26 protein-coding genes are annotated in these 25,517 nt (G+C 34.2%); 13 read left to right on the top strand and 13 right to left on the bottom strand.

Annotated features, from left to right (window positions below; genetic code table 11):
- The first annotated feature begins 50 nt into the window (after positions 1-50).
- Entirely contained in the window at positions 51-1,046 is a 996-nt protein-coding gene (locus ACFQ0R_RS09110) for an SDR family oxidoreductase (RefSeq protein WP_379658052.1), read from the top strand.
- On the opposite strand, the gene ACFQ0R_RS09105 is transcribed toward ACFQ0R_RS09110, so the two are convergent.
- The 3 genes from ACFQ0R_RS09105 to ACFQ0R_RS09095 are packed head-to-tail and all read right to left on the bottom strand — an operon-like array spanning position 1,043 to position 3,569.
- Entirely contained in the window at positions 1,043-1,498 is a 456-nt protein-coding gene (locus tag ACFQ0R_RS09105; protein WP_379658051.1) for a DUF4296 domain-containing protein, read from the bottom strand. The genes ACFQ0R_RS09110 and ACFQ0R_RS09105 overlap by 4 nt on opposite strands.
- Before the next feature lies 1 nt (position 1,499).
- Complete coding sequence (locus ACFQ0R_RS09100; RefSeq protein WP_379658050.1) at positions 1,500-2,840, bottom strand: dihydroorotase; 1,341 nt, start codon at positions 2,838-2,840, stop codon at positions 1,500-1,502.
- Positions 2,841-2,843: 3 nt separating this feature from the next.
- Positions 2,844-3,569, bottom strand: coding sequence for a polyprenol monophosphomannose synthase (locus ACFQ0R_RS09095; protein WP_379658049.1), 726 nt, complete (start codon positions 3,567-3,569; stop codon positions 2,844-2,846).
- 98 nt (positions 3,570-3,667) lie between these two features.
- Between ACFQ0R_RS09095 and ACFQ0R_RS09090 the strand changes: the two genes are divergently transcribed.
- Both ACFQ0R_RS09090 and ACFQ0R_RS09085 read left to right on the top strand, forming a co-directional pair.
- Positions 3,668-4,315, top strand: coding sequence for a DUF4271 domain-containing protein (locus ACFQ0R_RS09090; RefSeq protein WP_379658048.1), 648 nt, complete (start codon positions 3,668-3,670; stop codon positions 4,313-4,315).
- Between the two features lie 31 nt (positions 4,316-4,346).
- Positions 4,347-5,084: a uroporphyrinogen-III synthase gene (locus tag ACFQ0R_RS09085; RefSeq protein WP_379658047.1), complete on the top strand. Its 738-nt coding sequence runs from the start codon at positions 4,347-4,349 to the stop codon at positions 5,082-5,084.
- Positions 5,085-5,154: 70 nt separating this feature from the next.
- Here the strand turns inward: ACFQ0R_RS09085 and pckA are convergent, their stop codons facing one another.
- Both pckA and ACFQ0R_RS09075 read right to left on the bottom strand, forming a co-directional pair.
- A complete protein-coding gene (pckA, locus tag ACFQ0R_RS09080) occupies positions 5,155-6,750 on the bottom strand; it encodes a phosphoenolpyruvate carboxykinase (ATP) (protein WP_379658046.1) in 1,596 nt (531 codons plus the stop codon).
- 68 nt (positions 6,751-6,818) lie between these two features.
- A complete protein-coding gene (locus ACFQ0R_RS09075; protein ID WP_379658045.1) occupies positions 6,819-7,217 on the bottom strand; it encodes a DUF423 domain-containing protein in 399 nt (132 codons plus the stop codon).
- 69 nt (positions 7,218-7,286) lie between these two features.
- Here ACFQ0R_RS09075 and ACFQ0R_RS09070 point away from each other — a divergent pair, with 69 nt between their 5' ends.
- Positions 7,287-8,654, top strand: a complete 1,368-nt coding sequence (locus ACFQ0R_RS09070; protein WP_379658044.1) for a saccharopine dehydrogenase family protein — start codon at positions 7,287-7,289, stop codon at positions 8,652-8,654.
- Here the strand turns inward: ACFQ0R_RS09070 and ACFQ0R_RS09065 are convergent, their stop codons facing one another.
- Both ACFQ0R_RS09065 and ACFQ0R_RS09060 read right to left on the bottom strand, forming a co-directional pair.
- Positions 8,655-9,365 (bottom strand): geranylgeranylglyceryl/heptaprenylglyceryl phosphate synthase, encoded by a 711-nt coding sequence (locus tag ACFQ0R_RS09065; protein ID WP_379658043.1) that lies wholly within the window; start codon positions 9,363-9,365, stop codon positions 8,655-8,657.
- Entirely contained in the window at positions 9,358-9,990 is a 633-nt protein-coding gene (locus ACFQ0R_RS09060) for a 4'-phosphopantetheinyl transferase family protein (protein WP_379658042.1), read from the bottom strand. The genes ACFQ0R_RS09065 and ACFQ0R_RS09060 overlap by 8 nt, the downstream gene beginning before the upstream one ends.
- Positions 9,991-10,045: 55 nt before the next feature.
- Here ACFQ0R_RS09060 and ahcY point away from each other — a divergent pair, with 55 nt between their 5' ends.
- The 4 genes from ahcY to ACFQ0R_RS09040 all read left to right on the top strand — a co-directional run bounded on the left by ahcY (position 10,046) and on the right by ACFQ0R_RS09040 (position 14,184).
- Positions 10,046-11,362, top strand: a complete 1,317-nt coding sequence (gene ahcY, locus ACFQ0R_RS09055) for an adenosylhomocysteinase (protein WP_379658041.1) — start codon at positions 10,046-10,048, stop codon at positions 11,360-11,362.
- Between the two features lie 95 nt (positions 11,363-11,457).
- Positions 11,458-12,297 carry a tetratricopeptide repeat protein gene (locus tag ACFQ0R_RS09050; RefSeq protein ID WP_379658040.1) on the top strand — a complete coding sequence of 280 codons (840 nt, stop codon included), beginning with the start codon at positions 11,458-11,460 and terminating at the stop codon, positions 12,295-12,297.
- A gap of 81 nt (positions 12,298-12,378) precedes the next feature.
- The gene (locus ACFQ0R_RS09045; RefSeq protein ID WP_379658039.1) at positions 12,379-13,734 is read left to right on the top strand and encodes a UDP-N-acetylmuramate--L-alanine ligase; all 1,356 of its coding nucleotides are present in this window, start codon (positions 12,379-12,381) and stop codon (positions 13,732-13,734) included.
- 123 nt (positions 13,735-13,857) lie between these two features.
- Positions 13,858-14,184, top strand: coding sequence for a 3D domain-containing protein (locus tag ACFQ0R_RS09040; RefSeq protein ID WP_379658038.1), 327 nt, complete (start codon positions 13,858-13,860; stop codon positions 14,182-14,184).
- A 1-nt stretch (position 14,185) separates the two neighbouring features.
- Here the strand turns inward: ACFQ0R_RS09040 and ACFQ0R_RS09035 are convergent, their stop codons facing one another.
- On the bottom strand, positions 14,186-14,809 hold the full coding sequence (locus tag ACFQ0R_RS09035; RefSeq protein ID WP_379658037.1) for an FMN-binding negative transcriptional regulator: 624 nt from the start codon (positions 14,807-14,809) through the stop codon (positions 14,186-14,188).
- Positions 14,810-14,908: 99 nt separating this feature from the next.
- On the opposite strand from ACFQ0R_RS09035, the gene radC reads away from it, so the two are divergent.
- The 4 genes from radC to ACFQ0R_RS09015 are packed head-to-tail and all read left to right on the top strand — an operon-like array spanning position 14,909 to position 18,329.
- Positions 14,909-15,607 carry a RadC family protein gene (gene radC / locus ACFQ0R_RS09030; protein WP_379658036.1) on the top strand — a complete coding sequence of 233 codons (699 nt, stop codon included), beginning with the start codon at positions 14,909-14,911 and terminating at the stop codon, positions 15,605-15,607.
- 3 nt (positions 15,608-15,610) lie between these two features.
- Complete coding sequence (locus ACFQ0R_RS09025; RefSeq protein ID WP_379658035.1) at positions 15,611-16,894, top strand: polysaccharide deacetylase family protein; 1,284 nt, start codon at positions 15,611-15,613, stop codon at positions 16,892-16,894.
- Complete coding sequence (locus ACFQ0R_RS09020; RefSeq protein WP_379658034.1) at positions 16,895-17,569, top strand: YjjG family noncanonical pyrimidine nucleotidase; 675 nt, start codon at positions 16,895-16,897, stop codon at positions 17,567-17,569.
- Between the two features lies 1 nt (position 17,570).
- Positions 17,571-18,329 (top strand): hypothetical protein, encoded by a 759-nt coding sequence (locus ACFQ0R_RS09015; RefSeq protein WP_379658033.1) that lies wholly within the window; start codon positions 17,571-17,573, stop codon positions 18,327-18,329.
- Here ACFQ0R_RS09015 and ACFQ0R_RS09010 read toward each other — a convergent pair.
- Positions 18,326-19,603, bottom strand: coding sequence for a replication-associated recombination protein A (locus ACFQ0R_RS09010; RefSeq protein ID WP_379658032.1), 1,278 nt, complete (start codon positions 19,601-19,603; stop codon positions 18,326-18,328). The two genes, ACFQ0R_RS09015 and ACFQ0R_RS09010, sit on opposite strands and share 4 nt — an antisense overlap.
- Before the next feature lie 96 nt (positions 19,604-19,699).
- Between ACFQ0R_RS09010 and ACFQ0R_RS09005 the strand changes: the two genes are divergently transcribed.
- Entirely contained in the window at positions 19,700-20,467 is a 768-nt protein-coding gene (locus ACFQ0R_RS09005; protein WP_379658031.1) for a rhomboid family intramembrane serine protease, read from the top strand.
- Positions 20,468-20,472: 5 nt separating this feature from the next.
- Here ACFQ0R_RS09005 and rlmB read toward each other — a convergent pair whose 3' ends face one another.
- From rlmB to ACFQ0R_RS08985, 4 genes are all read right to left on the bottom strand, one after another.
- Positions 20,473-21,216, bottom strand: coding sequence for a 23S rRNA (guanosine(2251)-2'-O)-methyltransferase RlmB (gene rlmB, locus ACFQ0R_RS09000; protein WP_379658030.1), 744 nt, complete (start codon positions 21,214-21,216; stop codon positions 20,473-20,475).
- A gap of 67 nt (positions 21,217-21,283) precedes the next feature.
- Positions 21,284-23,134: a S8 family serine peptidase gene (locus tag ACFQ0R_RS08995; protein ID WP_379658029.1), complete on the bottom strand. Its 1,851-nt coding sequence runs from the start codon at positions 23,132-23,134 to the stop codon at positions 21,284-21,286.
- A 157-nt stretch (positions 23,135-23,291) separates the two neighbouring features.
- Positions 23,292-24,011 (bottom strand): hypothetical protein, encoded by a 720-nt coding sequence (locus ACFQ0R_RS08990; protein WP_379658028.1) that lies wholly within the window; start codon positions 24,009-24,011, stop codon positions 23,292-23,294.
- A gap of 5 nt (positions 24,012-24,016) precedes the next feature.
- The gene (locus ACFQ0R_RS08985; RefSeq protein WP_379658027.1) at positions 24,017-25,507 is read right to left on the bottom strand and encodes a RagB/SusD family nutrient uptake outer membrane protein; all 1,491 of its coding nucleotides are present in this window, start codon (positions 25,505-25,507) and stop codon (positions 24,017-24,019) included.
- Between the last annotated feature and the right edge of the window lie 10 nt (positions 25,508-25,517).

The following is a 25,517-nucleotide window of genomic DNA, read 5'->3' as shown; positions in this document are numbered from 1 at the left end:
GATATTATAATGAAAAAATTATCAACTTTCGAAATTCGTATATTTACCAAATGAATTTACTCACTGGTGCAACTGGACTTGTCGGAGCTCATTTATTAGCTCAACTTATTTTAAATAAAGAAAAAACAAGAGCTTTATTTAGAACTGAAAATAAGAAGGCTCAAGCCATATCTGTTATTGTAAAGTACGACATAACACTGCAAGAAATTGAAAATAAAGTAGAATGGTTTCAATGCGATATTTTAGATATACCTAAGTTAGAAAACGCTTTTAAGAATATTTCTCATGTTTATCATTGTGCTGGATTTATAAGTAATAGTCCATCAGATTATAAAATGATGCGTAAAGTAAATATCGAAGGGACTGCCAATGTTGTGAACCTTTCTATTGACTTTAAAGTTAAAAAATTATGTCACGTAAGTTCTATTGCAGCTCTAGGTAAACCTCTTGTTGGCGATAAAGTAACAGAGGAAACACCTATGGCAGAAGATCAAAAGCCTTCCGCTTACGAAATAAGTAAGTACGGCGCAGAAATGGAGGTGTGGAGAGCTTCTCAGGAAGGAGTAGATGTTGTGATTGTAAATCCAGGGATAATTCTTGGTGATGGTTTTTATGATTCTGGTAGTGGAACTCTTTTAGCAAAACTGAAGAGCGGCCTAAAGTTTTACCCTCCAAAAATTACTGGTTTTGTGGGTGTTTATGATGTCAGTAAAATTATGATTCAGTTGATGAAAAGTCCAATTTCAAATGAACGGTATATTTTAGTTTCTGAAAATTTATCGTTCAAAAAAGTAGGGAATTATTTTTCTGATCTGTACCAAAAGCCTGCTCCTAAAACTCGCCTAAAACCATGGATGCTTTACATCGCTTGGTTTTTTGAAATCCTAAGGTCTTTTTTTACATCATATAAGAGACAACTTACATTGGAAGTTATACCTAGTTTGTTTGAAGATTCTTTTTATTCTTCAGAAAAAATAAAAAAAGAGTTTCAGTATAATTTTAAAACTTTGGAAGAATACGCTGATGAAATTTATAAGCGTTCTTAATTTTCAAGTTCAATTTTCTTCAATTTTTTCTTTTTTGAACCAGTTTCACTCATATTGATAGAATCTTGTTTCTTTAGTTCCAATCTTCTCAGGCTGTCACTTACCTTAGAAATCGAATCATAAGCTTTTTCTAATATTTCAATACTGTCTTTTACCTTCTCGTATATTTCTAGATTTTGATCAAATTCCAAGTTGTAATACAAAATATTTTGTTTGAGATCTGTGGTATCGATATTGTATTTCTTTGATAAAAACTCAAGCATTTCCACATCCAAATCTTCAAGCTTTTTATCATTTACACTAGCAGCTGCGTCAAGAAGAACCATGTCATAAAGAAGATCTATCATTTCAGATTTATTCAGTAACCGATCTGGTTTTTCAACTTTATCAATATTTTGACAACTAGTAATTAGTAAAAATACACTAAGAAAAATAAAATTTATTCCTTTCATATTATCTGTCAAATTCTAAACGCTCACCAAATAAGCCTTCATTAAATTTAAAATTCTCAAAAGCCAAATGTCCATTTACAAATGTGTGAGTCACTCTAGATTTGAAACTTGTTCCTTCAAATGGAGACCAGCCACACTTATAGAAAATATTCCTAGAATTGACAGTCCAAGGTGACTGGGTGTCGATAAGAACTAAATCTGCTTTGTAGCCTTCTCTTATATAACCTCTTTTATCAACATCAAATAAAATCGCAGGATTGTGGCACATTTTCTCAACAATCTTTTCCAAAGAAAGCTTTCCCTGGTGATAAAATTCTAACATAGCCGGTAAAGCGTGTTGTACTAGCGGGCCTCCACTTGGTGCCTTTGTATAAACGTTATTCTTTTCCTCTTTTGTATGTGGTGCATGGTCTGTGGCTACAACATCCAAAAGATCTTTCTTTAGAGCTTTGAGTAACTCAGTTTTATCTTTTGCAGTCTTTACCGCAGGATTCCATTTGATATAGGTACCTTTTGCTTCATAATCAGATTCATCAAACCATAAATGATGAATGCAAACTTCTGCTGTTATTTTTTTCTTTTTAAGCGGAAGTTTGTTTGAAAATAACTTCAGTTCTTTAGCTGTTGAAAGATGGAAGACATGTAATCGAGCACCTGTTTTCTTTGCTAAAGCTACAGCTCTAGAAGAAGACAAAAAGCAAGCTTCTTCACTTCTTATTTTTGGATGCAAGTGAATGGGAATGTCATCTCCATATTCTTCTACATGTTCTTTTAAATTCTTTTGAATAATAGCTTCGTCTTCGCAGTGAGTTGCAATAATTAAAGGAGAATGTTTAAAGATTTCTTCTAAAACGTCTTTGTCATCAACCAACATGTTTCCAGTAGATGAGCCTAAGAATAGCTTTAGAGCTGCTGTATTTTTTGGATTAATTTTTTTAATCTCTTCCAAATTATCGTTGGTCCCACCAAACATGAAAGAATAGTTGGCGTAAGAATTATCTTTTGCCATAGCAAATTTTTCTTCCAGCTTTTCTATTGTTGTAGTCTGTGGATTGGTGTTTGGCATTTCAAAATAAGAAGTTATTCCGCCAGCCACTGCAGCACGAGAACCTGTAAGTATGGTTTCTTTATGAGTGAGTCCTGGCTCTCTAAAGTGAACTTGATCATCTATGACACCAGGTATAAGGTGTTTTCCTCCAGCTTCAATTATTTCAATGTCACTAGATTTTGCGCTTATTGAGTTAGATACTTCAACTATCCAACCATCTTTTATATGGACATCGCCTTCAAAAATTTTATTTTCATTGACGATTTTTGCGTTTTTGATTAGATATTCTTTCATAATTTAAATTTTTCCGAAAAGACTTCTCAACTTTAAAGTTACAACTCCAAAAACTGCTTCTTTTATAATACCACTACTCATTTTGGATTTGCCTTTTGTTCGATCTGTAAATATAACAGGGATTTCTTTGAGTTGGAAGCCTTTTTTATAAGCTTTAAACTTCATTTCTATTTGAAACGCATAGCCCACAAACTTTATTTTGTTGAGGTCAATACTCTCAAGAACCTTTCTGCGATAACATATAAATCCTGCTGTTGTATCTTCAATAGGCATTCTGGTGATTGTCTTTACATATTTTGAAGCGAGCCAGGATAACAAAACACGTTTCATTGGCCAATTGATAACGTTAACCCCTGTGATATAACGTGAGCCAATGGTCATGTCGTAGCCATTTTTTAAGCAAGAATTATAAAGTCTGATCAGGTCATTAGGATTGTGAGAAAAGTCAGCGTCCATTTCAAAAATATAATCATAGGATCTCTCCAAAGCCCATTTGAACCCGTGAAGATAAGCCTTACCTAAGCCACTTTTTATAGTTCTTATTTCTAAATATAATTTGCCTTGAAATTCTTCTTGAAGTTTTTGAACCAATTCCCAAGTTCTATCTGGAGAGGAATCATCTACTACCAAAACATCGAAATCTACGGGTTGTGAGAAAATATTTCTAATGAGTTTTTCAATATTATCAATCTCGTTATAAGTTGGTATGATGACTAATTTTTGAGACATCAAATTTAGTTGAAGGTTGGTTGACAAATATATATTTTACCATCTAAAAGTCGCCTATAAAAGTTCATTTTAATTTACATTTGCTACAAAATTCACATTTGTTTTCAGTATTAAGAACTATTCATGACCACAATTGGGTGGTAGGCATTACAGTCTTTGTACTTGTATTACTTGTGGCTATCAAGTGGAATAAAAACAATTATTTTTTTTCTTTTTTGAACTCCCTGTTCACTTCAGTCTTTTATTCCAAAAAATTTGCTGAAAAAAGGAGAGTTGAAATTACTGAAGTTTTGCTTTTTATAGCAAGTCTGCTCAGCATTTCTTTTTTTATCTATGTTATAATTTACGGCGATACTTTTGTGATCCTTACTTATTTGCAAATCTTCTTTTTAGTTACTATTATTCTCTTGAGTAAATATCTTATTGAAAAAATCATTGGAGATTTATTTCAGATAGATCAACTTATGGGGAGATATTTGTTTTATAAGCAAGGAGTCCTTAGTTGGCTTGGTTTATTTTTTTTATTCCCCTTGGCTTTAGTTTTTTACTTTCAAGATATTAATGATTCAATTCTTCTTTTAGGTATTGTAGGAGTATCTATTCTGGTTTATGCCATTAAACTCTTTTCATTTGTGGGATTGTACCAAAAGCATATTTTATCTTATTGGTTTTATTTTATTTTGTACCTTTGCACTTTTGAAATTGCACCTTATTTGATTCTTTTTAAAGTTATTAAAATCAATTAACTAAGGTTGGTGCAGTAAAAAACTAAGCTATATGAAAGTGAAAAATATCCTTATTTCACAACCGAAACCTAATGTAGACCACTCGCCTTATTCTGAACTCGAGGAAAAGCTTAAAGTTAAAATTGATTTTATTCCTTTTATTCATGTCGAGCCTGTTGATTCTAAACAAGTAAGACAGCAGAAAGTCGATATTACAAAATTTACGGCAATAATTTTGACGAGTAGAAATGCTGTGGATCATTTTTTCAGAATTGCTGAAGAAATGAGATATAAAATCCCTGATAGTCTTAAATATTTTTGCCTAAGTGAAGCTGTTGCTTATTATCTACAAAAATATGTTGTTTACAGAAAACGAAAGATTTATGTTGGTAAACGAACATTTCAAGAACTAGAAGCAAGCATAAAAAAACATAAAGATGAGAAGTTTTTACTCCCGTCTTCAGATATGCTTAAGCCTCTTGTTCCGCAGCAATTAGATAAGCTTGGTGTAGACTGGGCCAGAGGTATTTTCTATAAAACTGTAGTGAGTGATTTATCCCATTTGAGAGAAGTTTCTTATGATATAGTTGTGTTCTTTAGTCCTAGTGGAATCAAGTCGTTGTATGAAAATTTCCCAGACTTTGAGCAAAAGGATACCAGAATTGCAGCTTTTGGAAACTCAACAATCAAGGCTGCGGAAGAAAAAAATCTGAAAGTACAAATTCAGGCACCAACACCAGAAAATCCATCCATGACTATGGCGATAGAGAATTATATAAAGCAGAATTAATTTAATTTTTTCATAAACACAAAAAGCCGAAACATATGTTTCGGCTTTTTTGTGTTTATGAGGCTTATTCCTAAACTTTAGGAGCTCCCTCTATTATTTCTGAATCTGCGTAATCTTCAAATTTCTTGAAATTATCTTTAAATGATTTAGCAAGAATTTTTGCTTTAGCATTATAAGCTTCTTTGTCAGTCCAGGTATCTTGTGGGTTTAAAACTTCATCTGGAACATTTGGACAAGATTGTGGAACTGCAATATTGAAAATTTCATGAGTTTTATAATCAACATTTTCTAATTCGCCATTTAAAGCTGCAGTAATCATCGCTCTAGTGTACTTCAACTCCATTCTGCTTCCAGTTCCATAAGGTCCGCCAGTCCATCCTGTGTTTATTAACCAAACATTTACTCCAGCATCTTTCATTTTTTTACTGAGCATACCTCCGTACCTGGTTGGGTGTAACGGCATAAATGGTGCTCCAAAACAAGCAGAAAAACTTGGTATAGGTTCTGTTACTCCAGCCTCTGTTCCTGCTACTTTCGCAGTATAGCCACTTATAAAATGAAACGCAGCCTGACCTGGAGTTAGCTTGCTTATTGGAGGTAAAACTCCAAAAGCATCTGCAGTTAAGAAAAATATATTTTTTGGATTTTCACCAACAGATCCTGGTTGTATATTGTCAATATGATCAATAGGGTAACTTACTCTGGTGTTTTGAGTAATGCTACTATCCATAAAGTCAACTTCACCATCTTTTACAATTACATTTTCCAATATTGCCCCTGGCTTAATTGCATTATAAATATCTGGCTCTTTTTCTCTGGATAAGTTTATCACTTTAGCGTAACACCCACCTTCAAAGTTAAACACCGTATTTTCATTTGTCCATCCATGTTCGTCATCTCCTATAAGTCTTCTGTTTGGATCTGCAGATAGTGTAGTTTTACCTGTTCCAGACAGTCCGAAAAAAATAGCTGTATCTCCATCACTTCCGACATTGGCAGAACAGTGCATTGGCAATGTGTTTTTCATTACCGGAAGTATAAAGTTAAGAGCAGAAAAAATCCCCTTTTTAATTTCTCCAGTATAACCAGTTCCGCCAATTAGAGCAATTTTACGTGTGAAATTTAATATGGCAAAATTGTGAGCTCTGGTTCCATCAATTTCTGGATTTGCCATAAATCCTGGAGCATTTACAACTGTCCATTCAGGCGAAAAATCTTTCAACTCTTCTTCAGTTGGACGTAAAAACATATTGTGAGCAAACATATTGGACCACGGAAGTTCATTAATATGTCTTATGTTAAGTCTGTAATTATCGTCAGCACATGCATAAGCATCTCTTACAAAAAGCTCTTTGTCATTCAAGTAGTTTACCACTTTGTCATAAAGCTTATCAAATTGATCTGGAGAAAATGCAAGATTAATATCACTCCACCATACTTCATCCTTAGTTATATCGTCTTTTACAATGAACCGATCTTTAGGTGAACGTCCTGTAAATTCACCAGTGTTAACTGCTAATGCGCCAGAATTCACTTCTACACCTTGACCTTTTTTAATTGTGATCTCATGTAATTCTTGTGAGGAAAGTTGATAATGAACATTTTTTGAGAGAATACCATACTTATCTAACTCAATCGTTTTCGTGATTCCTTTTAAATTACTCATAATTTTGTTGTGTTGTTGTTATGGTATACAAATCTAATGAGTTTAAAGCTAACTGAAGAAATTAATTCTTATAAATTATTACGTTTTTTTAAAACGTTGAAAAAGACCAAAACCCAGCTTAAAATAAGTAAAGCCCCTCCAATGGGGGTAATCCACGCTATTTTCTTGAAGTCAAAACTTGTAAGTTCATTTGTAGCTAAACCATAGATTGAGCCAGAAAAGAAAATGATGCCTAAAAGAACCAACCAGAATAAAGTCTTATTCAATTTGTTTGTTGTATAATTTTGAGAGGATAAAAACAGCAAAAATAAAGCATGATAAATTTGATATTTCACTCCGGTTTCAAATGTATTGATGGCATCTTCAGAAATAAGATTTTCTAAGCCATGAGCTGCAAATGCTCCTAAGATAATCCCGATAAATCCAAAGCAACTTCCTAGTAAAACTAACTTTTTTTGCTCCCTCATTTCTATGTAATTTATATTATGTAATTTCAAATTTCAAACAAAATTAATCATTAAAATTCATTATAGGTCATGAGATCCATCTTAATCATAGGCGCAGGCAAGTCCACGTCATCACTAGTTAGATTTTTACTTAACGAAACCCAAACACAAGACTTTAAACTCATTATTGCAGATAAAGATATAGAACCAGCTCAGCATCTGGCTGCCAATCATCAACATGCCAGTGCTTTAGCTTTGGATGTTTTTGAAGCTTCAGAAAGGGAGCAGGCTATCCAAAATGCAGATATCGTAATTTCTATGCTTCCTGCTAGGTTTCATATAGAAGTTGCTAAAGATTGTGTGAAATTCAAAAAAAACATGGTAACGGCCTCTTATGTATCCAAAGAAATGGAAGCTTTAAATGATGAAGTCAAAGAAAATGGATTGACATTTATGAACGAAATAGGAGTAGACCCTGGAGTTGACCATATGAGTGCGATGCAGGTAATTGATAGAATTAGATCACAAGGTGGTAAAATGTTGCTTTTTGAATCCTTTACTGGAGGCTTAGTTGCGCCAGAAAGCGACGACAATCTCTGGAATTATAAATTTACCTGGAATCCAAGAAATGTGGTTGTAGCCGGACAGGGCGGCGCTGCCGAATTTATACAGGAGGGTCAATATAAATACATTCCTTATCAGCGCTTATTTAGAAGAACTGAATTTTTGAGCATTCCTAAATATGGACGATTTGAAGGTTTAGCCAATAGAAATTCATTAGCCTATAGAAGCATTTATGGCCTGGAGGATATTCCAACGTTATACAGAGGAACTTTACGACGAGTAGGTTTCAGCAAGGCCTGGAATGTTTTTGTTCAGCTGGGAATGACAGATGATACGTATGCGATGCAACATACCGAAGAGATGAGTTACAGATCTTTTGTCAATTCATTTTTACCTTATTCACCTACAGACTCTGTTGAGCTTAAGCTAAGACTAAGTCTTAAAATCGATCAAGACGATTTAATCTGGGATAAACTTCTCGATTTAGACCTTTTCAATTCCGATAAAAAAATAGGTATTAAGGATGCAACGCCTGCCCAGGCCTTACAGAAAATTTTGGAAGAAAAATGGACCCTAAAGCCTGAGGATAAAGATATGATTGTGATGTATCATAAATTTGGTTTTGAGCTTGACGGAAAACAGAAGCAAATCGATTCTACTATGGTGAGTATTGGTGAAGACCAAACGTATACGGCTATGGCTAAAACTGTAGGCTTGCCCGTAGGGATTGCTACCTTAAAAATCTTAAATGGAGAAATCAAAAAATCAGGCGTTTTAAGACCAATTCACCCTGAAATTTATAATCCGATTTTAAAAGCTCTGGAAGAGTATAACATCAAGTTTGAAGAAACAGAAAAAGAATATAAAGGCTATAATCCAGATCAGCTCCTGTAATTAAAGAATTTCAAAAACATTTCCCATCACGACCATATCCGCACCCGCATGATATGCAGTTTCTTTTTGAAGTTCTGTCTTGATGCCGCCTCCAACGATAAGAGGAATCGATATGTTTTTCTTTACTTCTGAAATTATTTCTGCTGAAACGGGATGGGTTGCACCACTGCCAGCTTCCAGATAAATAAGTTGCTTGCCAGAAAATTGTCCAGCTAAAGCTGTGTGAACAATGCTAGAAACTTGATCTTGAGGTATGGCTTTGGTTTGGCTTACCTTCAGCACTGAAGTCGAAATACCACCGTCTATTAAAATATAACCTGTGGGAATAATTTCCAAAGAAGAATGTTGAAGTTTTGAAATGCTTTTGACTTGCTGATTGATAAGATATTCAGGATTTCGACCAGAAAGCAGGCTTAAAAACAAAATAGCATCCGCTTGATCTGTGATTTGATTGACGTCGCCAGGAAATAAAATAAGAGGAAGTTCAGTAAATCTCTTAAGCTGATTTACGACAACTTCAGTATGTCCAGTTTTAACTTTGCTGCCACCAACCAGTAGATAGTTGGTTGAGTTTGGAATCTGACCTAAAAATGCTTCAGTTTTTTTCAAGTCAAATTTATCAGGATCTATTAAGATACTCAAAAGCCGTTGCTTATTTTGAACGGCTTTCCTTAGCGATTTAATAATAAAATTGGAACCATTTTTACTCATGAGCTAAAGCATAAACACAGGTGAAGTTTTCAAATTCCATAAAATTTAAGGTGTAAAACGTTATTTTTTGATCGTGAGTAACTCTTGCTGTGGTTTTTTGTTCAGAAATATTAAAGTCTTCTACAAAAATATCGTGGAGAAACAACAGTCCTTTTTTACCATATAATTTATAAAGTGATTCTTTAGCGCCCCAAACGATTGTGAGTTTTCTTATTAAGTCTTCTCCGTCACCTAATGCTTTATATTCTTCTATGGGTGTGAATTTTGGTGCTATGAGCTTTATTTTGTCCCGCTGTTTCTCAATGTCGATGCCTACTTTCTTGTTAGAAACAATAACAGCAGTAAATTCAAAAGAGTGAGTGATAGAAATGTGTTTTCCATCTTTAAGGTGAGGTTTGCCCTTTTCGTCATACTCCAAATCAAAATCAGAATAGCCAAATTCACTTAATAAGTGTCTAATACTCATAAAACCTTTTTTATGAATTTCAGATTTCATTCCTCTATAACGATCTCTACAGTAATTCGTTAACTCTATTCCGTTTTCTAGAGAATCTAAGGATTCTTCAATTTTCCAAATAAGTGCGACAGTGTGTTCATCTACTGTTATTCTTTTGTAAATCGGCATAGAGTTATAATGGGTTTCCTTAATTTTGTTTTCAAAAATATAATAAAAATAAATTATGAGTACAGAAACCTTACCTTATACTCCATACAAAGTCAAAGATATAACTTTAGCCGAATGGGGGAGACGCGAAATAGAATTGGCAGAGTCGGAAATGCCCGGACTGATGGCATTGAGAGAAGAATTTGGTAAAGAAAAACCATTGAAAGGCGCACGTATTGCTGGTTGTTTACACATGACTATCCAGACAGCTGTTCTTATCGAAACCCTTGTAGAACTTGGAGCTGAGGTGACGTGGAGTTCTTGTAATATATTTTCTACTCAAGATCACGCTGCTGCTGCTATTGCAGAGTCTGGTGTTGCAGTTTATGCCTGGAAAGGTATGACGGAGGAAGAATTCAACTGGTGTATCGAGCAAACTTTATTCTTTGGTGAAGATAGAAAACCACTCAACATGATTTTGGATGATGGTGGAGATCTTACTAATATGGTACTTGATGATTATCCTCAGTTAGCTGATGCTATTAAAGGTCTTTCTGAAGAAACCACAACTGGTGTTCACAGACTTTACGAAAGAATGAAAAAAGGAACACTTCCTATGCCAGCTATCAATGTAAATGATAGTGTGACCAAATCTAAATTTGATAATAAATATGGTTGTAGAGAGAGTGCAGTAGATGCCATAAGAAGAGCTACCGACCTGATGCTTGCTGGTAAAAGAGTAGTGGTTTGTGGTTACGGAGATGTTGGTAAAGGAACTGCTGCATCTTTTAAAGGAGCAGGTTCTATTGTTACTATTACTGAGATAGATCCGATTTGTGCATTACAGGCAGCGATGGACGGTTTTGAAGTGAAAAAACTTGAAACTGTAGCTCCAGCCGCCGATATCGTAATCACGACTACCGGTAATAAAGATATCATAAGAGGTGAGCATTTTGAATCTTTTAAAGACAAAACTTTGGTATGTAACATTGGTCATTTTGATAATGAAATCGACGTAGCCTGGTTGAAGAAAAACCACGGAAATACGCGTGTTGAAATCAAACCACAAGTAGATAAATATACCATCAACGGAAAAGATATTATTCTTCTTGCTGAAGGAAGACTGGTCAACCTTGGTTGTGCAACTGGTCACCCAAGTTTTGTGATGAGTAACTCTTTTACCAACCAAACTTTGGCTCAAATGGAGCTATGGCAAAACACAGATAAGTACAAAAATGAAGTTTATATGTTGCCAAAACATTTGGATGAAAAAGTAGCCAAACTTCACTTAGGACGTCTTGGTGTTGAATTGACAGAATTGAAAACTGACCAGGCTGATTACATTGGTGTGGAAGTAGAAGGACCATTCAAACCTGAGTACTACAGATATTAATTGATATTACAGATTCAGTTTAAAAACCAAGCCAGCAAGGCTTGGTTTTTATTTTTCAGGTGATAAAATAACTGCCTTTGTTGTAATTTTAGCTTATGAAAACATTTTTATTTGTCGTTTTATTTCCACTCATGGCTTTTTCTCAATCTTCGTTTCAACAAGGCAAAAAAGCTTTTGAATATGGAGATTATGAAACTGCAGTTTCAATATTTACAACTCTTCGTGAAAATAAACCTTCAGATAAAATTGCGAGAGACTATTTGGGGCAAGCCTACGCAAGGTTAGAAAGTTGGGAAAAAAGTGCGGAAGTCAATAAAACTCTGGTAGAAGATTATCCTGAAAACGCGGAGTATCATTTTAGATATGGAGGTTCGCTTGGACTTGTTGCTAAAGAATCCAATAGTTTCAAAGCCTTGAGTTTGCTTGGAGATGTCAAATTCCATTTAAAAAAAGCTATTGATTTAAACCCGAAACATATAGAAGCGCGATGGGCTTTATTGCAAATGTATCTTGAATTGCCGGGTATTATTGGTGGAAGTGAAAGCATTTCTCGAGAGTATGCTTCAGAATTGAAATCCATAAGTCCTGTAGATGGTGCTTTGGCTTTTGGGTATATTGAAAGAGAATTAAAAAACTTTGATAAAGCTGAAATTTATTACAAAAACGCTGTTGAGTTGGGTCAATCTGTGACAACTTACAAAGAATTGGCAGAACTTTACAAGCGGTCGAAAGAGACCGCCAAGTATTTTCAGACGTTAGAGAAAGGCATTAATAAATTGAATTCTATCGAATTGTCTTCAGTTTATGTCGATAAATCTCTTAGGCTTAATAGAAGTAAACGAAAAGCTTTAGAAATTCTAAACACATTAAATTTTGATGAATTAAATTCAGAAGAAACAGAAAAACTCAGTCAACTGAAGTCTAAACTGAATTAGTGAAATTTTAGTGAGGATTGCAGGCAGGAAATTTTCATCTAGAATTGAAACCTTTATCTTTGAACTAAATAAAAAAAATACATGCATTTACATTTTATAGCTATAGGAGGCAGTGCCATGCATAACCTTGCGTTGGCACTTTATGAAAAAGGCGACCAAATCACGGGCAGCGATGATGAAATCTTTGAGCCTTCAAAATCCAGACTGGAAAAAAAAGGTTTACTGCCTAAAGAATTCGGTTGGTTTCCTGAAAAAATCACTCCTGAAATTGACGCTGTTATACTGGGAATGCATGCAAAAGCTGATAATCCTGAACTGCTAAAAGCAAAAGAACTAGGACTTAAAATTTATTCATATCCTGAATATTTATTCGAACATTCTAAACAGAAAACTCGAGTTGTTATAGGTGGTTCCCACGGAAAAACAACGATTACTGCTATGATTTTGCATGTGATGCATTACCACGATAAGGAAGTTGACTTTATGGTTGGGGCACAGTTAGAAGGTTTTGACACGATGGTTCACTTGACAGATGAGAATGATTTTATATTGCTGGAAGGCGATGAGTATTTGAGTTCTGCTTTGGATCGCCGACCAAAATTTCATCTATACGAACCAAATATTGCGCTTTTAAGTGGAATTGCCTGGGATCACATTAATGTATTTCCAACTTTTGAAAATTATGTAGAGCAGTTTGAGATTTTCCTGGATACGATGACCAACGGAAGTACTTTGGTTTACAATGAGGAAGATGATATTTTGACACAGTTGGCTCAAAAAGCCACAAAACCAACTCGGAAACATGCGTATTCTACTCCAGAATATAGCATTGAAGAAGGAGAGACTTATCTTAACACAGCAGAGGGGCCAATGCCTGTAGAGGTTTTTGGAAAACATAATTTACAAAATATTGCAGGTGCCAAGTGGATTTGTCAGCATATGGGTGTGGATGAGGATGATTTTTATGAAGCGATTACCAGTTTTAAAGGCGCTTCTAAGCGTCTTGAGAAAATAGCTAAATCTGAAAAAGCTGTTGTTTTTAAAGATTACGCACATTCTCCATCTAAAGTCCTAGCCACTACTAAAGCAGTAAAAGCTCAATTTTCTTCTAAAATTGTTTTGGCTTGTTTAGAACTTCATACTTACAGTAGTTTAAATGCAGAATTCTTGAAAGAATATAAGGAAGCTTTGGATGCAGCGGATGAAGCGGTGGTATTTTACTCCCCAAAAGCGCTTGAAATTAAACAATTGGAAGCGATTACTGAAGACCAAATTTTTAAGGCTTTTGGAAGAAAAGATTTAAAAGTATTTACGGATCCTAAAGCTTTCCAAGACTTTTTGAAAGCAAAAACCTATATGGATCATGTTTTGTTACTTATGAGTTCTGGAAACTACGGAGGTTTAAATTTCGAAGAAATTAAAAATTGGATTCAATAATTTTAAAATTTAATAGTCATAAAACATAATTACACACTTAAGCAGACATTTATTAGCTTCACAGCTTTTGTTTTACTTCTGTTATCAAGTTGTAAAAGCAATGAAGGCCCTGAAAAGGTTACAATGACAGTAACGGCATCAGCTTACAATTCTGTAGAGGAACAGACCAAAAGAGGAAACCCAAACTTAACCGCATGGGGAGATATTCTGGAGCCTGGAGAGCGTGCTATTGCAGTATCTCGAGATTTGATAGAACTTGGCCTAGATCATAACCAGGAGGTAGAAATAAAAGGTCTTTCGGGGACGTATATAGTTAAAGATAAAATGAATAAGCGTTGGGAAAAGAAGATTGATATCTACATGGGCTTAGATGAAGAAGCCGCCATTGAATGGGGGAAACAAAAAGTCGAAATCACTTTTAGTCGTGAGGAAGAGCAAATATCAAAATAAACTAAAAGTTTAAATTATTTAAAAAATAGCTGATGCGTTTTGCCTGACTCTCTTTTACAAGCGATTTAGCTTTCTCAAAATGAGCTTTGGACTTGTCCTGACTCATTTTAAACCTCCCGTGAAAATCGTCAACAAAAATTTCAAATCCTTGAATAAAATGTTTCAGCATATCAATTTTAGGATGTGAGTATTCAAGTTTAAAGTTATTATCCATTTGATCGGTCATATCCACTAGACTTTTGATAAGTCGAGATTCGTCGATATAAGAAGCTTTTCCTTTGATATGTACTTTGGCATAATTAAAGGTGGGAAGTTCATCAGTATCAAATTCTGAAGGAGATATGTAAGCATCTCCAGCATGAAAAATAAGTTCAACTTTTGACTTATCTAAATGTTTGAACTGTGGATTGTCTTTGTTGATATGACCTAATAGTTTACCTTCAGAAATAACAAAAGGAATATGAGAGGTGAAAATTTCATTTCCAAAACTAGTAATGAGCGTCGCCAATGGAAATAACTCAATAAAACCTTTAATTTTAGTCCAGTCGGTTTCAGTAAAATGATTTGGCATATAACTCATAACTCCTAAAGTCAATTTATTCTTCAAAATTACAATCTTATTCATAGTGTGCTGAGGTATCTCTCAATTATTTAAATCCATAGTTCTTTATAATTTCACTTACTTTTTTTCTGATTGACTATATTTATCTAAATATTGAATCACATGACATCGTCCTCAAAGTCTTTCAGCATAAAATATTGGTCAGAAGATGATAGACCAAGGGAGAAATTAATTCATAAGGGGAAATCTAGCCTTAGTGACGCAGAGCTTTTAGCTATTCTTATTGGTTCTGGAAATCGAGAAGAAAGCGCTGTAGAGCTTTGTAAAAAAATACTCCACGCGTCTGAAAACAGTTTACATAAACTCGCCAAATTCAATTTGAAACAGCTTCAGGAATTTAAAGGAATTGGAGAAGCAAAAGCCATTAGTATTATGGCCGCTTTAGAACTTGGTAAGAGAAGAGGAGCAGAGCCACTCGAGGAATTTGATAAAATCACTTCAAGTAAAGACGTTTTTAGAATTATGCATCCATATATTGGAGATTTGGATCACGAGCAGTTTTGGATTTTAATGTTGAATAATTCCAACAAAGTTATTTTCAAATTCTCTTTAAGTAAAGGTGGCATCACTGCGACTATGGTAGATACGCGCTTACTATACAAAAGTGCATTGGCGCAAGGAGCAACAGCATTAATCTTAGCTCATAATCATCCATCTGGGACCCTACAGCCAAGCCAGGCGGATAAAACTATAACCCAAAAAATTAAAAACGCTGGAGAGTTGCTTGACATAAAAGTGCTAGATCACATCATTGTAACAGAAAAAACTTACTTTAGCTTTGCTGATGAAAGCTTACTTTAATTTATGGAACTACTGGTTTATATTCCCAAGCAAACCCCAAGAATCAATTACATTTTTAGACATATTTGTGGAAGAATTCTAGGTTTTAAGGTAAAGTTTACATCAAAAGTTGAAGACTTTATTTCCTTTGAAGGTGTTAAGTTTTCTTATGCTAAAAAACGCTTAGGGAATGAAGTTTTTATTCAAAAATTTGGATTGCTTGAAGAATTAGGAATTAATGACCTCAATTTCAGCATGGACATTTGGGAAGACGTTCCTTGCTTTTTTAGAGTGTCTTCCGATAGTGATATCCCTTTTGACATTTTCTCAGCTTCATTTTACTTAGTGACTAGATATGAAGAGTATCAACCTCACGTGAAAAATGATGTAGATTCTTATCCTATCGAAGAAAGCCTGGCATATCAGCATGAATTTTTAAAAACCCCAGTTGTAGATGTTTGGGCTTACAAACTGAAGGAAATTTTAAAGGCTAAATTTCCAGACCATAGTTTTCCTAAAAAAAGATTTAAAAGTCATTTTTTGATTTCTGTTTCAAAGGCTTTTAAGTTCAAGTACAATGGTTTTGTAAGATTTGTTGGAGCATCGCTAAGGGATTTGATTAAATTTCAGCTCAAATCCATGTTTGATCGGTTTAAAACAATGATGAGGTTACAACAAGACCCTTATGATATCTATGATGAATTGATAGAGTTTGCAAAAGAAAATAAACTGCAATTGGATTTTTATTTTCAGCTAAGTAACTATTCCCGTTACACAAAAAGTATAAGTTATAATAAACGAGTTTATCATAAATTGATAAAATCTATGGGAGATTATGGCGACCTTGGTCTCTTACCAGGTTTTGAAGCTTTGTATAGCTTTGAAATTTTGAAGAAAGAAAAAAGACGCTGGGAAAGTATCGTCAATAGAAGCTTATCAAAAACACTTATCAAGAATTATCATCTTAATTTCCCCGATGCTTATCTGAACTTTAATAAATTGGAAATTGACGAGGATTTTTCAATGGGATATCAAAAAAACATAGGCTTTAGAGCTGGAACATGTACATCATTTCAGTTTTATGATTTAAATCTGGAACAGGTTTCTGGACTGGTTGTACAGCCTTACGTGTTGAATTCAAATGCATTAAAAGGAGTAGATTTGTATGAAAAGATTGATGAGTTAAAAGAATTAAAATCTTCTTTGAAGTCTGTAGATGGTCAGATGAATTTTATATTTGAAAATTCAGATTTTGCAGATAAGGGACTTAAAAATGCGATTTTCACATTAATGAAAGAAATGTTATAAATGAAAGGAATTACTGATATATTTTTTGATCTCGATCATACGCTTTGGGATTTTGATAAAAATTCTGAACTTACTTTTGAAACGATATTTGATAAACATAAAATAGACCTGCCACTAAAGGATTTCCTAGACGTCTATTTACCGATTAATAAAAAATATTGGAAACTATTTCGTGAAGGTAAAATTGAACAGCAAAATTTAAGGTTTCAAAGACTGAGTGAAGTTTTTGAGGTCTTAAAATATCAAACTTCAGATCAAATGATAAATGACCTTTCTCAGGCTTATATCGATTATCTGCCAAACCACAATTATTTATTCCCAAATACTTTTGACGTATTAAACTATCTTCAAAATAACTATAAACTTCATATCATTACCAATGGATTTTATAATGTACAGCATAAGAAATTAGGCAATTCTAAGTTGACACCTTACTTCAAGACCATAACAACTTCAGAAGATGCAGGGGTTAAAAAACCTAATAAAATTATTTTTGAATATGCTTTAGATTTAGCTAAAACCAAAAATACTAATAGCATTATGATAGGGGATAACCTTGAAGCAGATGTTGAGGGCGCTAAGGCTTCTGGTTTGGAAGCAATCTTTTTTGGTAAAGAACCCACTTACGAAGGACTTCAAATTCAGAACCTTAACGAATTAAAAAAACTATTATAGTATGAGAGTAAGTTTAGTTTTGGCAGTCATGTTATGGATGCAGATGGGGTTTACTCAAACTGCCAGTATAAATGCCTATGAACATGTTATCGTTCCGATGCAATTTGATTTTCAGGACGAATCCAATCAATATCAGCTCAATATTTTAGCCCGTGTATTGCTTCAGGAGGAAGGCTTTAAGGTTTTTATGGATAAGGAAGAGCGACCGCTGAAATTAATGGGTAATAGCTGTGAAGCCTTATTTTTGGAGGTTGAGGATACCAGTGGTATCTTACGTATAAATGTCGTTTTCAGGCTGAAGGACTGTTATGATAATGTTCTGTTTGAATCTAAGGAAGGGTCTACCAAAATAAAAGACTATCAACAGGGCTATCAGGCCGCTTTAAAAGATGCTTTTAACTCCTTAGAGGATGAAGACTATCGTTACGATAGTAGCTTAGACAAAACCCAGGGTAAATCTGCTCAAAGCTCTTCAAACCTGTCATCGCCAGAGGAGATGTATCCCGAGAAGAAGATTTACAAATTTGGAGGTGAGACCTATTGGCTTATCAAAAAAGAAGACAATAATTATGTTATTCTAGCTAATGAAGGTAAACTGAATTATGCAGTTTTAAAAATCGCAGATCGAGGAACCTATATTTTTAATTCCAAAAAAATCAATGGGGCTGCTTTTTTTAATCCTGAAGGAGATTTGAATGTAGAATATATGGATCAAGACATTGGTGAAACTCAAACTATTATTTTCAAAAAAATAAATTAGTATTTATATTTTCCAGTCCATTTTTGTTTCAGAAATTGTCTTAATTGCTCTTCTCTTTTATTTTTTCCTGGTTCATAAAAAACACTGTTTTTAATGTCTTCTGGCATAAATTCAGCTTGTACAAAATTATTCTCATAACTATGCGCGTACTTGTAGTTATCACCATAGCCTAAGTCTTTCATTAGCTTGGTAGGAGCATTCCTAATAGATAAAGGAACAGACAGGTCTCCTGTTTCTTTCACTTTGGCCTGGGCTTTATTGATGGCCTGATAAGAAGCATTACTTTTTGCAGAAGTGGCTAAGTAAATTACACATTGACTCAAAATTATTCTGGCTTCAGGAAAACCAATGGTATTTACAGCCTGAAAGGTGTTGTTTGCCATTATCAAAGCAGTAGGATTAGCATTTCCTATATCTTCACTCGCCAGGATAATTAATCTCCTAGCTATAAATTTCACATCTTCGCCTCCTTCAATCATTCTTGCAAGCCAATATACTGCTGCATTAGGATCACTACCTCGAATTGACTTTATAAAAGCAGATATGATATCGTAGTGCTGTTCACCGGTTTTGTCATACCTGGCTGTTTTTTGCTGAATTTTATTCTCTACCAATTGATCAGTTATGATAATCGGCTCCTCATCTACAGAATTGATGACCAGCTCGAACATATTCAAAAGTTTTCTTGCATCACCGCCACTTAGTCGGAGTAGGGAAGTCGTTTCCTTGAGTTCTATTTGTTTTTTAGAAAGATACTCGTCTTTTTTTAAAGCTCTTTGAAGAAGCTGAACTAAATCTTCTTTAGAAAATTCGTTTAATACATAAACCTGACAGCGTGATAATAAAGCGGGGATCACTTCAAAACTTGGATTTTCAGTGGTTGCACCAATAAGCGTGATCCAACCTTTTTCAACCGCACCAAGCAATGAGTCTTGTTGAGATTTACTGAATCGGTGAATTTCATCTATAAACAAGATTGGATTTTTTTGTTCAAATAAACCTTGATCCTGCTTCGCTTTCTGAATCACTTCTCTTACGTCCTTAACCCCGCTACTGATTGCAGAAAGGGTGAAAAAGCTACGTTTAGTTTCTTTAGAAATTAAATTAGCCAGTGTTGTTTTGCCAATACCAGGCGGTCCCCAGAAAATGATGGACGGAACTAGATCACGTTTTATCATTTGTGAAATCGTCCCATTTACCCCAACGAGATGAGATTGACTTAGATAATCTGATAATTGTTTTGGTCTTAAACGTTCTGCTAAAGGTGCTTTCATACTTCAAAATTATGAATTAATTTTTGTCCTCAAATACTTTAGTGATATGTTATGTCTTGAAATCTATTTGATTACTTTTTTCTATACTTTTGAGATATGAATCAAAAAGAATTAATAGTTCAACATCATAAACGCTCAGTTGTAGCAGCTATCTTATGGCCGATATTACTCGTATTACTTCTGTGGGTGGTGTATTGGATAGAAATTAAATTTAGATTCAATTTTACTTCTTTTGGTGTTTATCCACGAAAAGTAAAAGGTCTAATAGGTGTTTTAGCTTCGCCATTTATCCACAGTGGTATAGATCACCTTTATAAGAATTCTATTCCGTTATTAGTGCTTACCGCAAGTTTGTTTTATTTTTATAAGGATATAGCCTGGAAAGCTTTGTTGTACGGTTTGCTGTTTTCTGGCTTACTTACCTGGATTATAGGTCGTTCTTCTTACCATATAGGTGCGAGTGGGATGGTTTATTTTTTAGCTTCTTTTTTATTTTTTAAAGGGGTTAGATCAAAGAATTTCAGATTAATAGCTTTGTCTCTAATCGTTGTTTTTTTATATGGTAGCTTAGTTTGGGGGACAATGCCTGGAAAGCCAGGAATATCATGGGAAGGTCATCTTTCCGGTTTTATTATCGGTCTGGTGTTCAGTTTTATTTTGAAGTCAACTCACTTTAGTAGTTTGCCATCTATTCAAAAACCTAAACCCCATAGCGAAAAAGAAGATGAATTTCTAAGGCAATTTGATGAGCATGGCAATTTCAGCCCTAAGGAACCAGATGTTGAAAATTCAATAGATTATACTCAAGATACAACTGCAGGTGATCAAGATGGTGTGACTTATAAGCAAAACCCTAATTCATGAATTAATTATATGTTGAAAAGCCTTTGTCTTACACTTTCATACAAGACAACACCACAAGCGACGGATACATTTAGAGATTCAATATTTCCTGACATTGGTAATTTGCCTCTATGATCTGCCATTTTTAGAATACTGGATTGTATGCCTTCTCCTTCACCTCCCATAATAATCGCTAATGGTTTATTTAGATCAAGGTCATAAATAGTATCATCAGTTTTTTCTGTAGCTGCTATAAGCTCAACTCCTGACGATTTTAGATAGAATATTGCATCTTTAAGATGATCTACTTTACAAATCGAGATATTAAATGCAGCACCGGCAGAGGTCTTAATGGTTTCGTTATTGACTTGAGCACTCCCGCTTTTTGGTAAGACAACAGCATCTACACCAGTACATTCTGCAGTTCGTAAAATAGCACCTAGGTTTCTAACATCTGTAACTCCATCCAAAAGTAAGAATAGAGGTTTATCCTTTGTTTCTAATACTGCCTCAACGGTAGATTCAAAGTCTTGATAGGTGATTTGAGAGGTGTAAGCGATCACCCCCTGATGATTTAAATTCTCAAACTTTTTAAATTTCTGTATAGGAACATAAGAGACTTTCACCGTTTGCTGTTTAGCTAAACCTTCAATCTCTTTTAGTTTAGGGTTGTCTGAATCTTTTAGCAAATTGATTTTTTCAATATCCTTATTTTGCTTCAGAGCTTCTACAACACTATGAATGCCGAATATAATATGAGAATCTTCCATTGTATTTAAATTAAAAGGAATTGACAAAATTATGTCAATCCCTTTAGTTATCCTATGAATAAGTGCTTTATTCTTTTATGATTCTTTTCTGAATGCTTTGAGCACCATCTGTTAACTTTAGAATATAAATTCCTTTAGATAGTGTACTCGTATCAATACTTAGATTACTTGTCGAACTAAAATCTTTTTTATCGATTACTTTACGACCTACCATATCATAAATTGAAATTCGAGTATTTTTAGTAAGGTCAAATTCTGCAGATGTTATGTTCAACTTATTCTTTACTGGGTTTGGCCAGAATGCAATGTTTTCTGTTTTAAAATCGATAGAATTTAAAGTTGTAGATGTCATACCAGTTATAATGATACTTAACATTTGTTTTCCGCCATCTAGAACTCCTTTGTGTGAGATTTCAACTTGATACGTATTAGCATTTTTATCATCAATTTCAACAACTTCAACATTATCAACATTATTTACTCCTTTAATAGCACCATCAGATAAATTTGCTAAGTCTAACTTCCATGGGAAATATTCTGTTTGATCAGAACCTAACACCTTTAAATCAATATCATTTACCAAAGAAGCTCTAGGATTATTCAATTGATTTTCCAAGGCTTCACCCCTTACGTCAGTCCAAACTACTCCAATTTTCAGTTCTTTGGCTCCGTCTTTAGAGACATTGAATGTAAGATTTTCATCATTTTGCAATTCATATTCATAAATTTTAGAAGTTGTCCCGTTGTCTAATATTGTTTCAGCAGCTTTTTTACTATTCATTATGCCCCAACCCCATAATGGATCTGGTCCAACATCTCCTGCATCATCTGCAGTAATGAAAATTAAATTTTTTAAAGTTGAAGCTAGCATATATTCATTATTTAAGTTGAAGTATAGCTCTTGTAGTAACGTAGCTGATCCAGTGATATTCGGGGCGGCCATAGATGTACCTGTTTCAACTCCGTAGGCACTATTGTTAGTATTGCTTGTTGATAATATTTGAGTACCAAGACCAGTTATATCTGGTTTTATTCTACCGTCATCTGTAGGTCCTTGAGAACTACTAGTGTTTATGTTACCACTTTGGAAATTACCATCATTGTCCAGTACTATATTAGACGCATTAGCAACAACTAAATTATTCTTAGAATTTTTATTTCCAGTTAATTTATCTAGTCTTGAATCTAAGCCTCCAGGATAATTTGCATTACCATCATTTCCCGCTGAAACAACCATTAAGTAATAAGGATTAATATTCAAAACAGCGTCCCATGCCCTGGCCACATTGCTGTATGCTCCCATGTACCATTCATTTCCCTCTAAGTTATCTACAGGAACTCCGTAAGAATGGTTTGAAAATTTTAATCCATTATCTCTAGCTTCCACAAGTGCCTCCGTGACATCGCTTAAGTTATCGAAAGCTAAAAGATTAGATTTTGATGCCATTCCTTTAGCACTTGGGTTTAATCCTATCGCCACTAAAGTACCTGCTACGTGTGAGGAATGAAAACTAGCTTGTTCAACATCATCTCCTATCGATATTTTGCTGAGACCTCTATTATTTCTAAACTCTAGGTGAGTCAATAATGGGTGTCCGCCAACTTCCCATATTCCAATATCTATACCTTCACCTTCTAAATCTAAACCTAAATCTCCGCCTAGTTGTAAAAAATTTGTACGTGTTGCTTCAGAGGCATTTATGTTATGATTCTCTGCATAAATTGGCTTTCCATTAATAACATCTACTAAACTTCTAAGTTGTGAGCTATTCGCTTTAGGGTTATGTTCTAAATAATTAGCTACTCGATTTTGTCTTTCTGCTTCATAAGTTAGCACATCATTTGTAGTGTTATTTTGTGCATATACTTGAAAAAAGCAACATAATGTAAATATTATGATTGTAATTAATTGTTTCATTTTTTTTGTTAAATATATAAAATTATTTATTAATCTTTTAAGCTTATTATTACAATTATGTAAAACAATTATTAATACTCTTTTAAAATTTATTCATAAAAAAACTCCGGATTTTTACAAATCCGGAGTTAAATAAAATTTGATAAAATATTAAAGGTTAATTTTGGATAGAAAACTCGCCTTCAAATAGCTCTCCAAAATCTCCAACTGCTTCGACAAGTACTTCTCCTTTGAAAGTTACACTTGCGGAACCAATGTTCGGAAAAGAAAGACCGTCTCCAAAACTGTCTTCAACAATAAATTTATAGTCACCATCTAGAAGACATACTTCTCTAGTAAATGATTCTTGTCCGTCTACATAATCACTACCTTGATAAATAACAATACCCTCTGAATCAGTGATGAACCAAGTTGTTTCACTTGCATAACCATCAAAATCGAAATTTATAATTGCTCTTTCAGCACAAGAAATACTTATGTCTATGACAGATGAACTTCCGGTTGATAAAGAACTTTGCTCTTCGAGTGATAATTCAAAACTACCACCAGAAATTTCAAAACCTGTGTCATTTACATTTATTGGAATGACGGCTGAATTTGATCCCGCAGGAATTGTTACTGTATTTGGAACATCTAATGCATCGTCATCAGCTCCTAAATTTGAAGTATCAAGAACAACGTTTAGAGTTCTATCACTACCTTGAATATTTGCAGCATAGACATTTACATCCAAAGATGATGATGCACCTATATCAAGATCCACAACATAACTTTCATTTTCTATGCTGACGTAGTTAGGACTTCCTAACTCATCATTTTCACAAGAAATGATGAATGTTGATAATAATAATAAGACTAAAATTTTAGTAATCTTCATCTTTCTTAGTTTTGAGTGTTAATAAATGGGTTATCCTGGATTTCTCTTTCAGGTATTTCAAACGTCATTCTCTCATCATTGTAAGGAATTTCTTCACCTACAAAGGATAAATGGTTTTCACCTCTTGTAGCAGTTCTTTCGTTTCTTTTGAAAGCTAGATAAGTTTTACCTTCACCCCATAATTCTATCCTAGTCTGTAGGTAAATTTCGTTCATTAAATCACTACCATTAAGAGCATCAACATATGATGCGTCAGGTACTCTTTCTTCCATTAACAGCTTTAATGCTGCTCTAGCAGGAGCTGGTTGATTTAACTTTGCGTGAGATTCAGCTTTCAACAAAATCATTTCAGCTACTCTCATATAAACGTAATCTGTAGTTACTACAGTTTGTCCTCCAGCAGTTCTTCCTGGGTGATAAAATTTATTAATTGGAGTTAAAGCAGGCGCTGTTGCATCCTGACCAGTATTAAATTGACTTTTTCTTATATCATCAGCTGGTATGAGGTCATATAATGACTCATCAATAACTTTAGGATCACCTGCCCAAGCGTAGCTATAGGTGTAATAATCCATTTGACCCCACCAAGAAATCAATCCAAGTCCAAGATCCTCATTTAGATCAATACCCCATAACCATCCTTGATTATTCAAGTCATTAAAGCCTCCTAAAGCTTCACTTTCTGGTGTTAACTGAGCTCCGCTATTGCCAATTACATCATCAGTAAGAGCAATAACTTCAGGAAGTCTAGATTCATCTTTTGTTGATGCTATAACATAAGCTAATAAACCTTTAGCTACATACTGATTTATTTGAGCTTTAGTAGGTCTAGAATATGTTGATAACAAATCGATTGAACGATTCAAGTCAGTTTCCATCAAAGTGTAAACTTCACCCATTGTTGATTTAGGAAGACCAGTATTGATCGTTTCATCTAGTAATGGTAAAACTTCAGCATTAGGATCGTACTCATTTACAAAATATTGAGTCAAGTAGAAATATGAAAAAGCTCTTAAAGCGAAAGCTTGACCTAAGATATGCTGGTTTGTTTCTAATTGAGGATCAGCATCATTTCCACCTAAAGTTCCAATTACAGTATTTGCAGATCTTATTATACTGTAATAAAATTGCCAAGGCTGTCTGTTTGATTGTCTAGTAAAATCTAATGGCGCTTGAAATTCTGTAATATCAGCTCTATACCATCCATAAGTACTTACAGATAAAGCGACATCTCCTACAAGCATATCAGAATATAGGTCATATGCTTTATGGCCAAAATCTGTATGGCTAGTAGTTCCTCCTGATGCTGCCTCGGCATTTAAAGCATAAATCCCATCTAAAAACCCTCTTACAATATCAGGGTTATTCTCTGCCGCTACTTCTAATTGATCACTAGTTAAAAACTGCGATGGCTCTTCTACAAGAAATTCATCTTGACATGATACCATATGTACTAAAACAAATGATATCAGCGTAATTTTAATTAATCTTTTCATTTTCATTTTT

Source organism: Psychroflexus salinarum, from assembly GCF_042677225.1.
Taxonomy (GTDB): domain Bacteria; phylum Bacteroidota; class Bacteroidia; order Flavobacteriales; family Flavobacteriaceae; genus Psychroflexus; species Psychroflexus salinarum.
The sequence above is the reverse complement of the archived record's forward strand: the minus strand, read 5'-3'. Positions and strand labels throughout refer to the sequence as shown.

Excerpts from the sequence above, each read along its gene's own strand:
- ACFQ0R_RS08990 (WP_379658028.1), bottom strand. The coding sequence starts at position 24,011 with ATGAAGATTACTAAAATTTTAGTCTTATTATTATTATCAACATTCATC.
- ACFQ0R_RS09045 (WP_379658039.1), top strand. The coding sequence starts at position 12,379 with ATGCATTTACATTTTATAGCTATAGGAGGCAGTGCCATGCATAACCTT.
- ACFQ0R_RS09060 (WP_379658042.1), bottom strand. The coding sequence starts at position 9,990 with ATGCCGATTTACAAAAGAATAACAGTAGATGAACACACTGTCGCACTT.
- ahcY (WP_379658041.1), top strand. The coding sequence starts at position 10,046 with ATGAGTACAGAAACCTTACCTTATACTCCATACAAAGTCAAAGATATA.
- ACFQ0R_RS09005 (WP_379658031.1), top strand. The coding sequence starts at position 19,700 with ATGAATCAAAAAGAATTAATAGTTCAACATCATAAACGCTCAGTTGTA.
- ACFQ0R_RS09015 (WP_379658033.1), top strand. The coding sequence starts at position 17,571 with ATGAGAGTAAGTTTAGTTTTGGCAGTCATGTTATGGATGCAGATGGGG.
- ACFQ0R_RS09020 (WP_379658034.1), top strand. The coding sequence starts at position 16,895 with ATGAAAGGAATTACTGATATATTTTTTGATCTCGATCATACGCTTTGG.
- ACFQ0R_RS09035 (WP_379658037.1), bottom strand. The coding sequence starts at position 14,809 with ATGAATAAGATTGTAATTTTGAAGAATAAATTGACTTTAGGAGTTATG.
- ACFQ0R_RS09025 (WP_379658035.1), top strand. The coding sequence starts at position 15,611 with ATGGAACTACTGGTTTATATTCCCAAGCAAACCCCAAGAATCAATTAC.
- pckA (WP_379658046.1), bottom strand. The coding sequence starts at position 6,750 with ATGAGTAATTTAAAAGGAATCACGAAAACGATTGAGTTAGATAAGTAT.
- ACFQ0R_RS09095 (WP_379658049.1), bottom strand. The coding sequence starts at position 3,569 with ATGTCTCAAAAATTAGTCATCATACCAACTTATAACGAGATTGATAAT.
- ACFQ0R_RS09050 (WP_379658040.1), top strand. The coding sequence starts at position 11,458 with ATGAAAACATTTTTATTTGTCGTTTTATTTCCACTCATGGCTTTTTCT.
- radC (WP_379658036.1), top strand. The coding sequence starts at position 14,909 with ATGACATCGTCCTCAAAGTCTTTCAGCATAAAATATTGGTCAGAAGAT.
- ACFQ0R_RS08985 (WP_379658027.1), bottom strand. The coding sequence starts at position 25,507 with ATGAAAAGATTAATTAAAATTACGCTGATATCATTTGTTTTAGTACAT.
- ACFQ0R_RS09070 (WP_379658044.1), top strand. The coding sequence starts at position 7,287 with ATGAGATCCATCTTAATCATAGGCGCAGGCAAGTCCACGTCATCACTA.
- ACFQ0R_RS09040 (WP_379658038.1), top strand. The coding sequence starts at position 13,858 with ATGACAGTAACGGCATCAGCTTACAATTCTGTAGAGGAACAGACCAAA.
- ACFQ0R_RS09100 (WP_379658050.1), bottom strand. The coding sequence starts at position 2,840 with ATGAAAGAATATCTAATCAAAAACGCAAAAATCGTCAATGAAAATAAA.
- ACFQ0R_RS09110 (WP_379658052.1), top strand. The coding sequence starts at position 51 with ATGAATTTACTCACTGGTGCAACTGGACTTGTCGGAGCTCATTTATTA.
- rlmB (WP_379658030.1), bottom strand. The coding sequence starts at position 21,216 with ATGGAAGATTCTCATATTATATTCGGCATTCATAGTGTTGTAGAAGCT.
- ACFQ0R_RS09075 (WP_379658045.1), bottom strand. The coding sequence starts at position 7,217 with ATGAGGGAGCAAAAAAAGTTAGTTTTACTAGGAAGTTGCTTTGGATTT.
- ACFQ0R_RS09085 (WP_379658047.1), top strand. The coding sequence starts at position 4,347 with ATGAAAGTGAAAAATATCCTTATTTCACAACCGAAACCTAATGTAGAC.
- ACFQ0R_RS09065 (WP_379658043.1), bottom strand. The coding sequence starts at position 9,365 with ATGAGTAAAAATGGTTCCAATTTTATTATTAAATCGCTAAGGAAAGCC.
- ACFQ0R_RS08995 (WP_379658029.1), bottom strand. The coding sequence starts at position 23,134 with ATGAAACAATTAATTACAATCATAATATTTACATTATGTTGCTTTTTT.
- ACFQ0R_RS09105 (WP_379658051.1), bottom strand. The coding sequence starts at position 1,498 with ATGAAAGGAATAAATTTTATTTTTCTTAGTGTATTTTTACTAATTACT.
- ACFQ0R_RS09010 (WP_379658032.1), bottom strand. The coding sequence starts at position 19,603 with ATGAAAGCACCTTTAGCAGAACGTTTAAGACCAAAACAATTATCAGAT.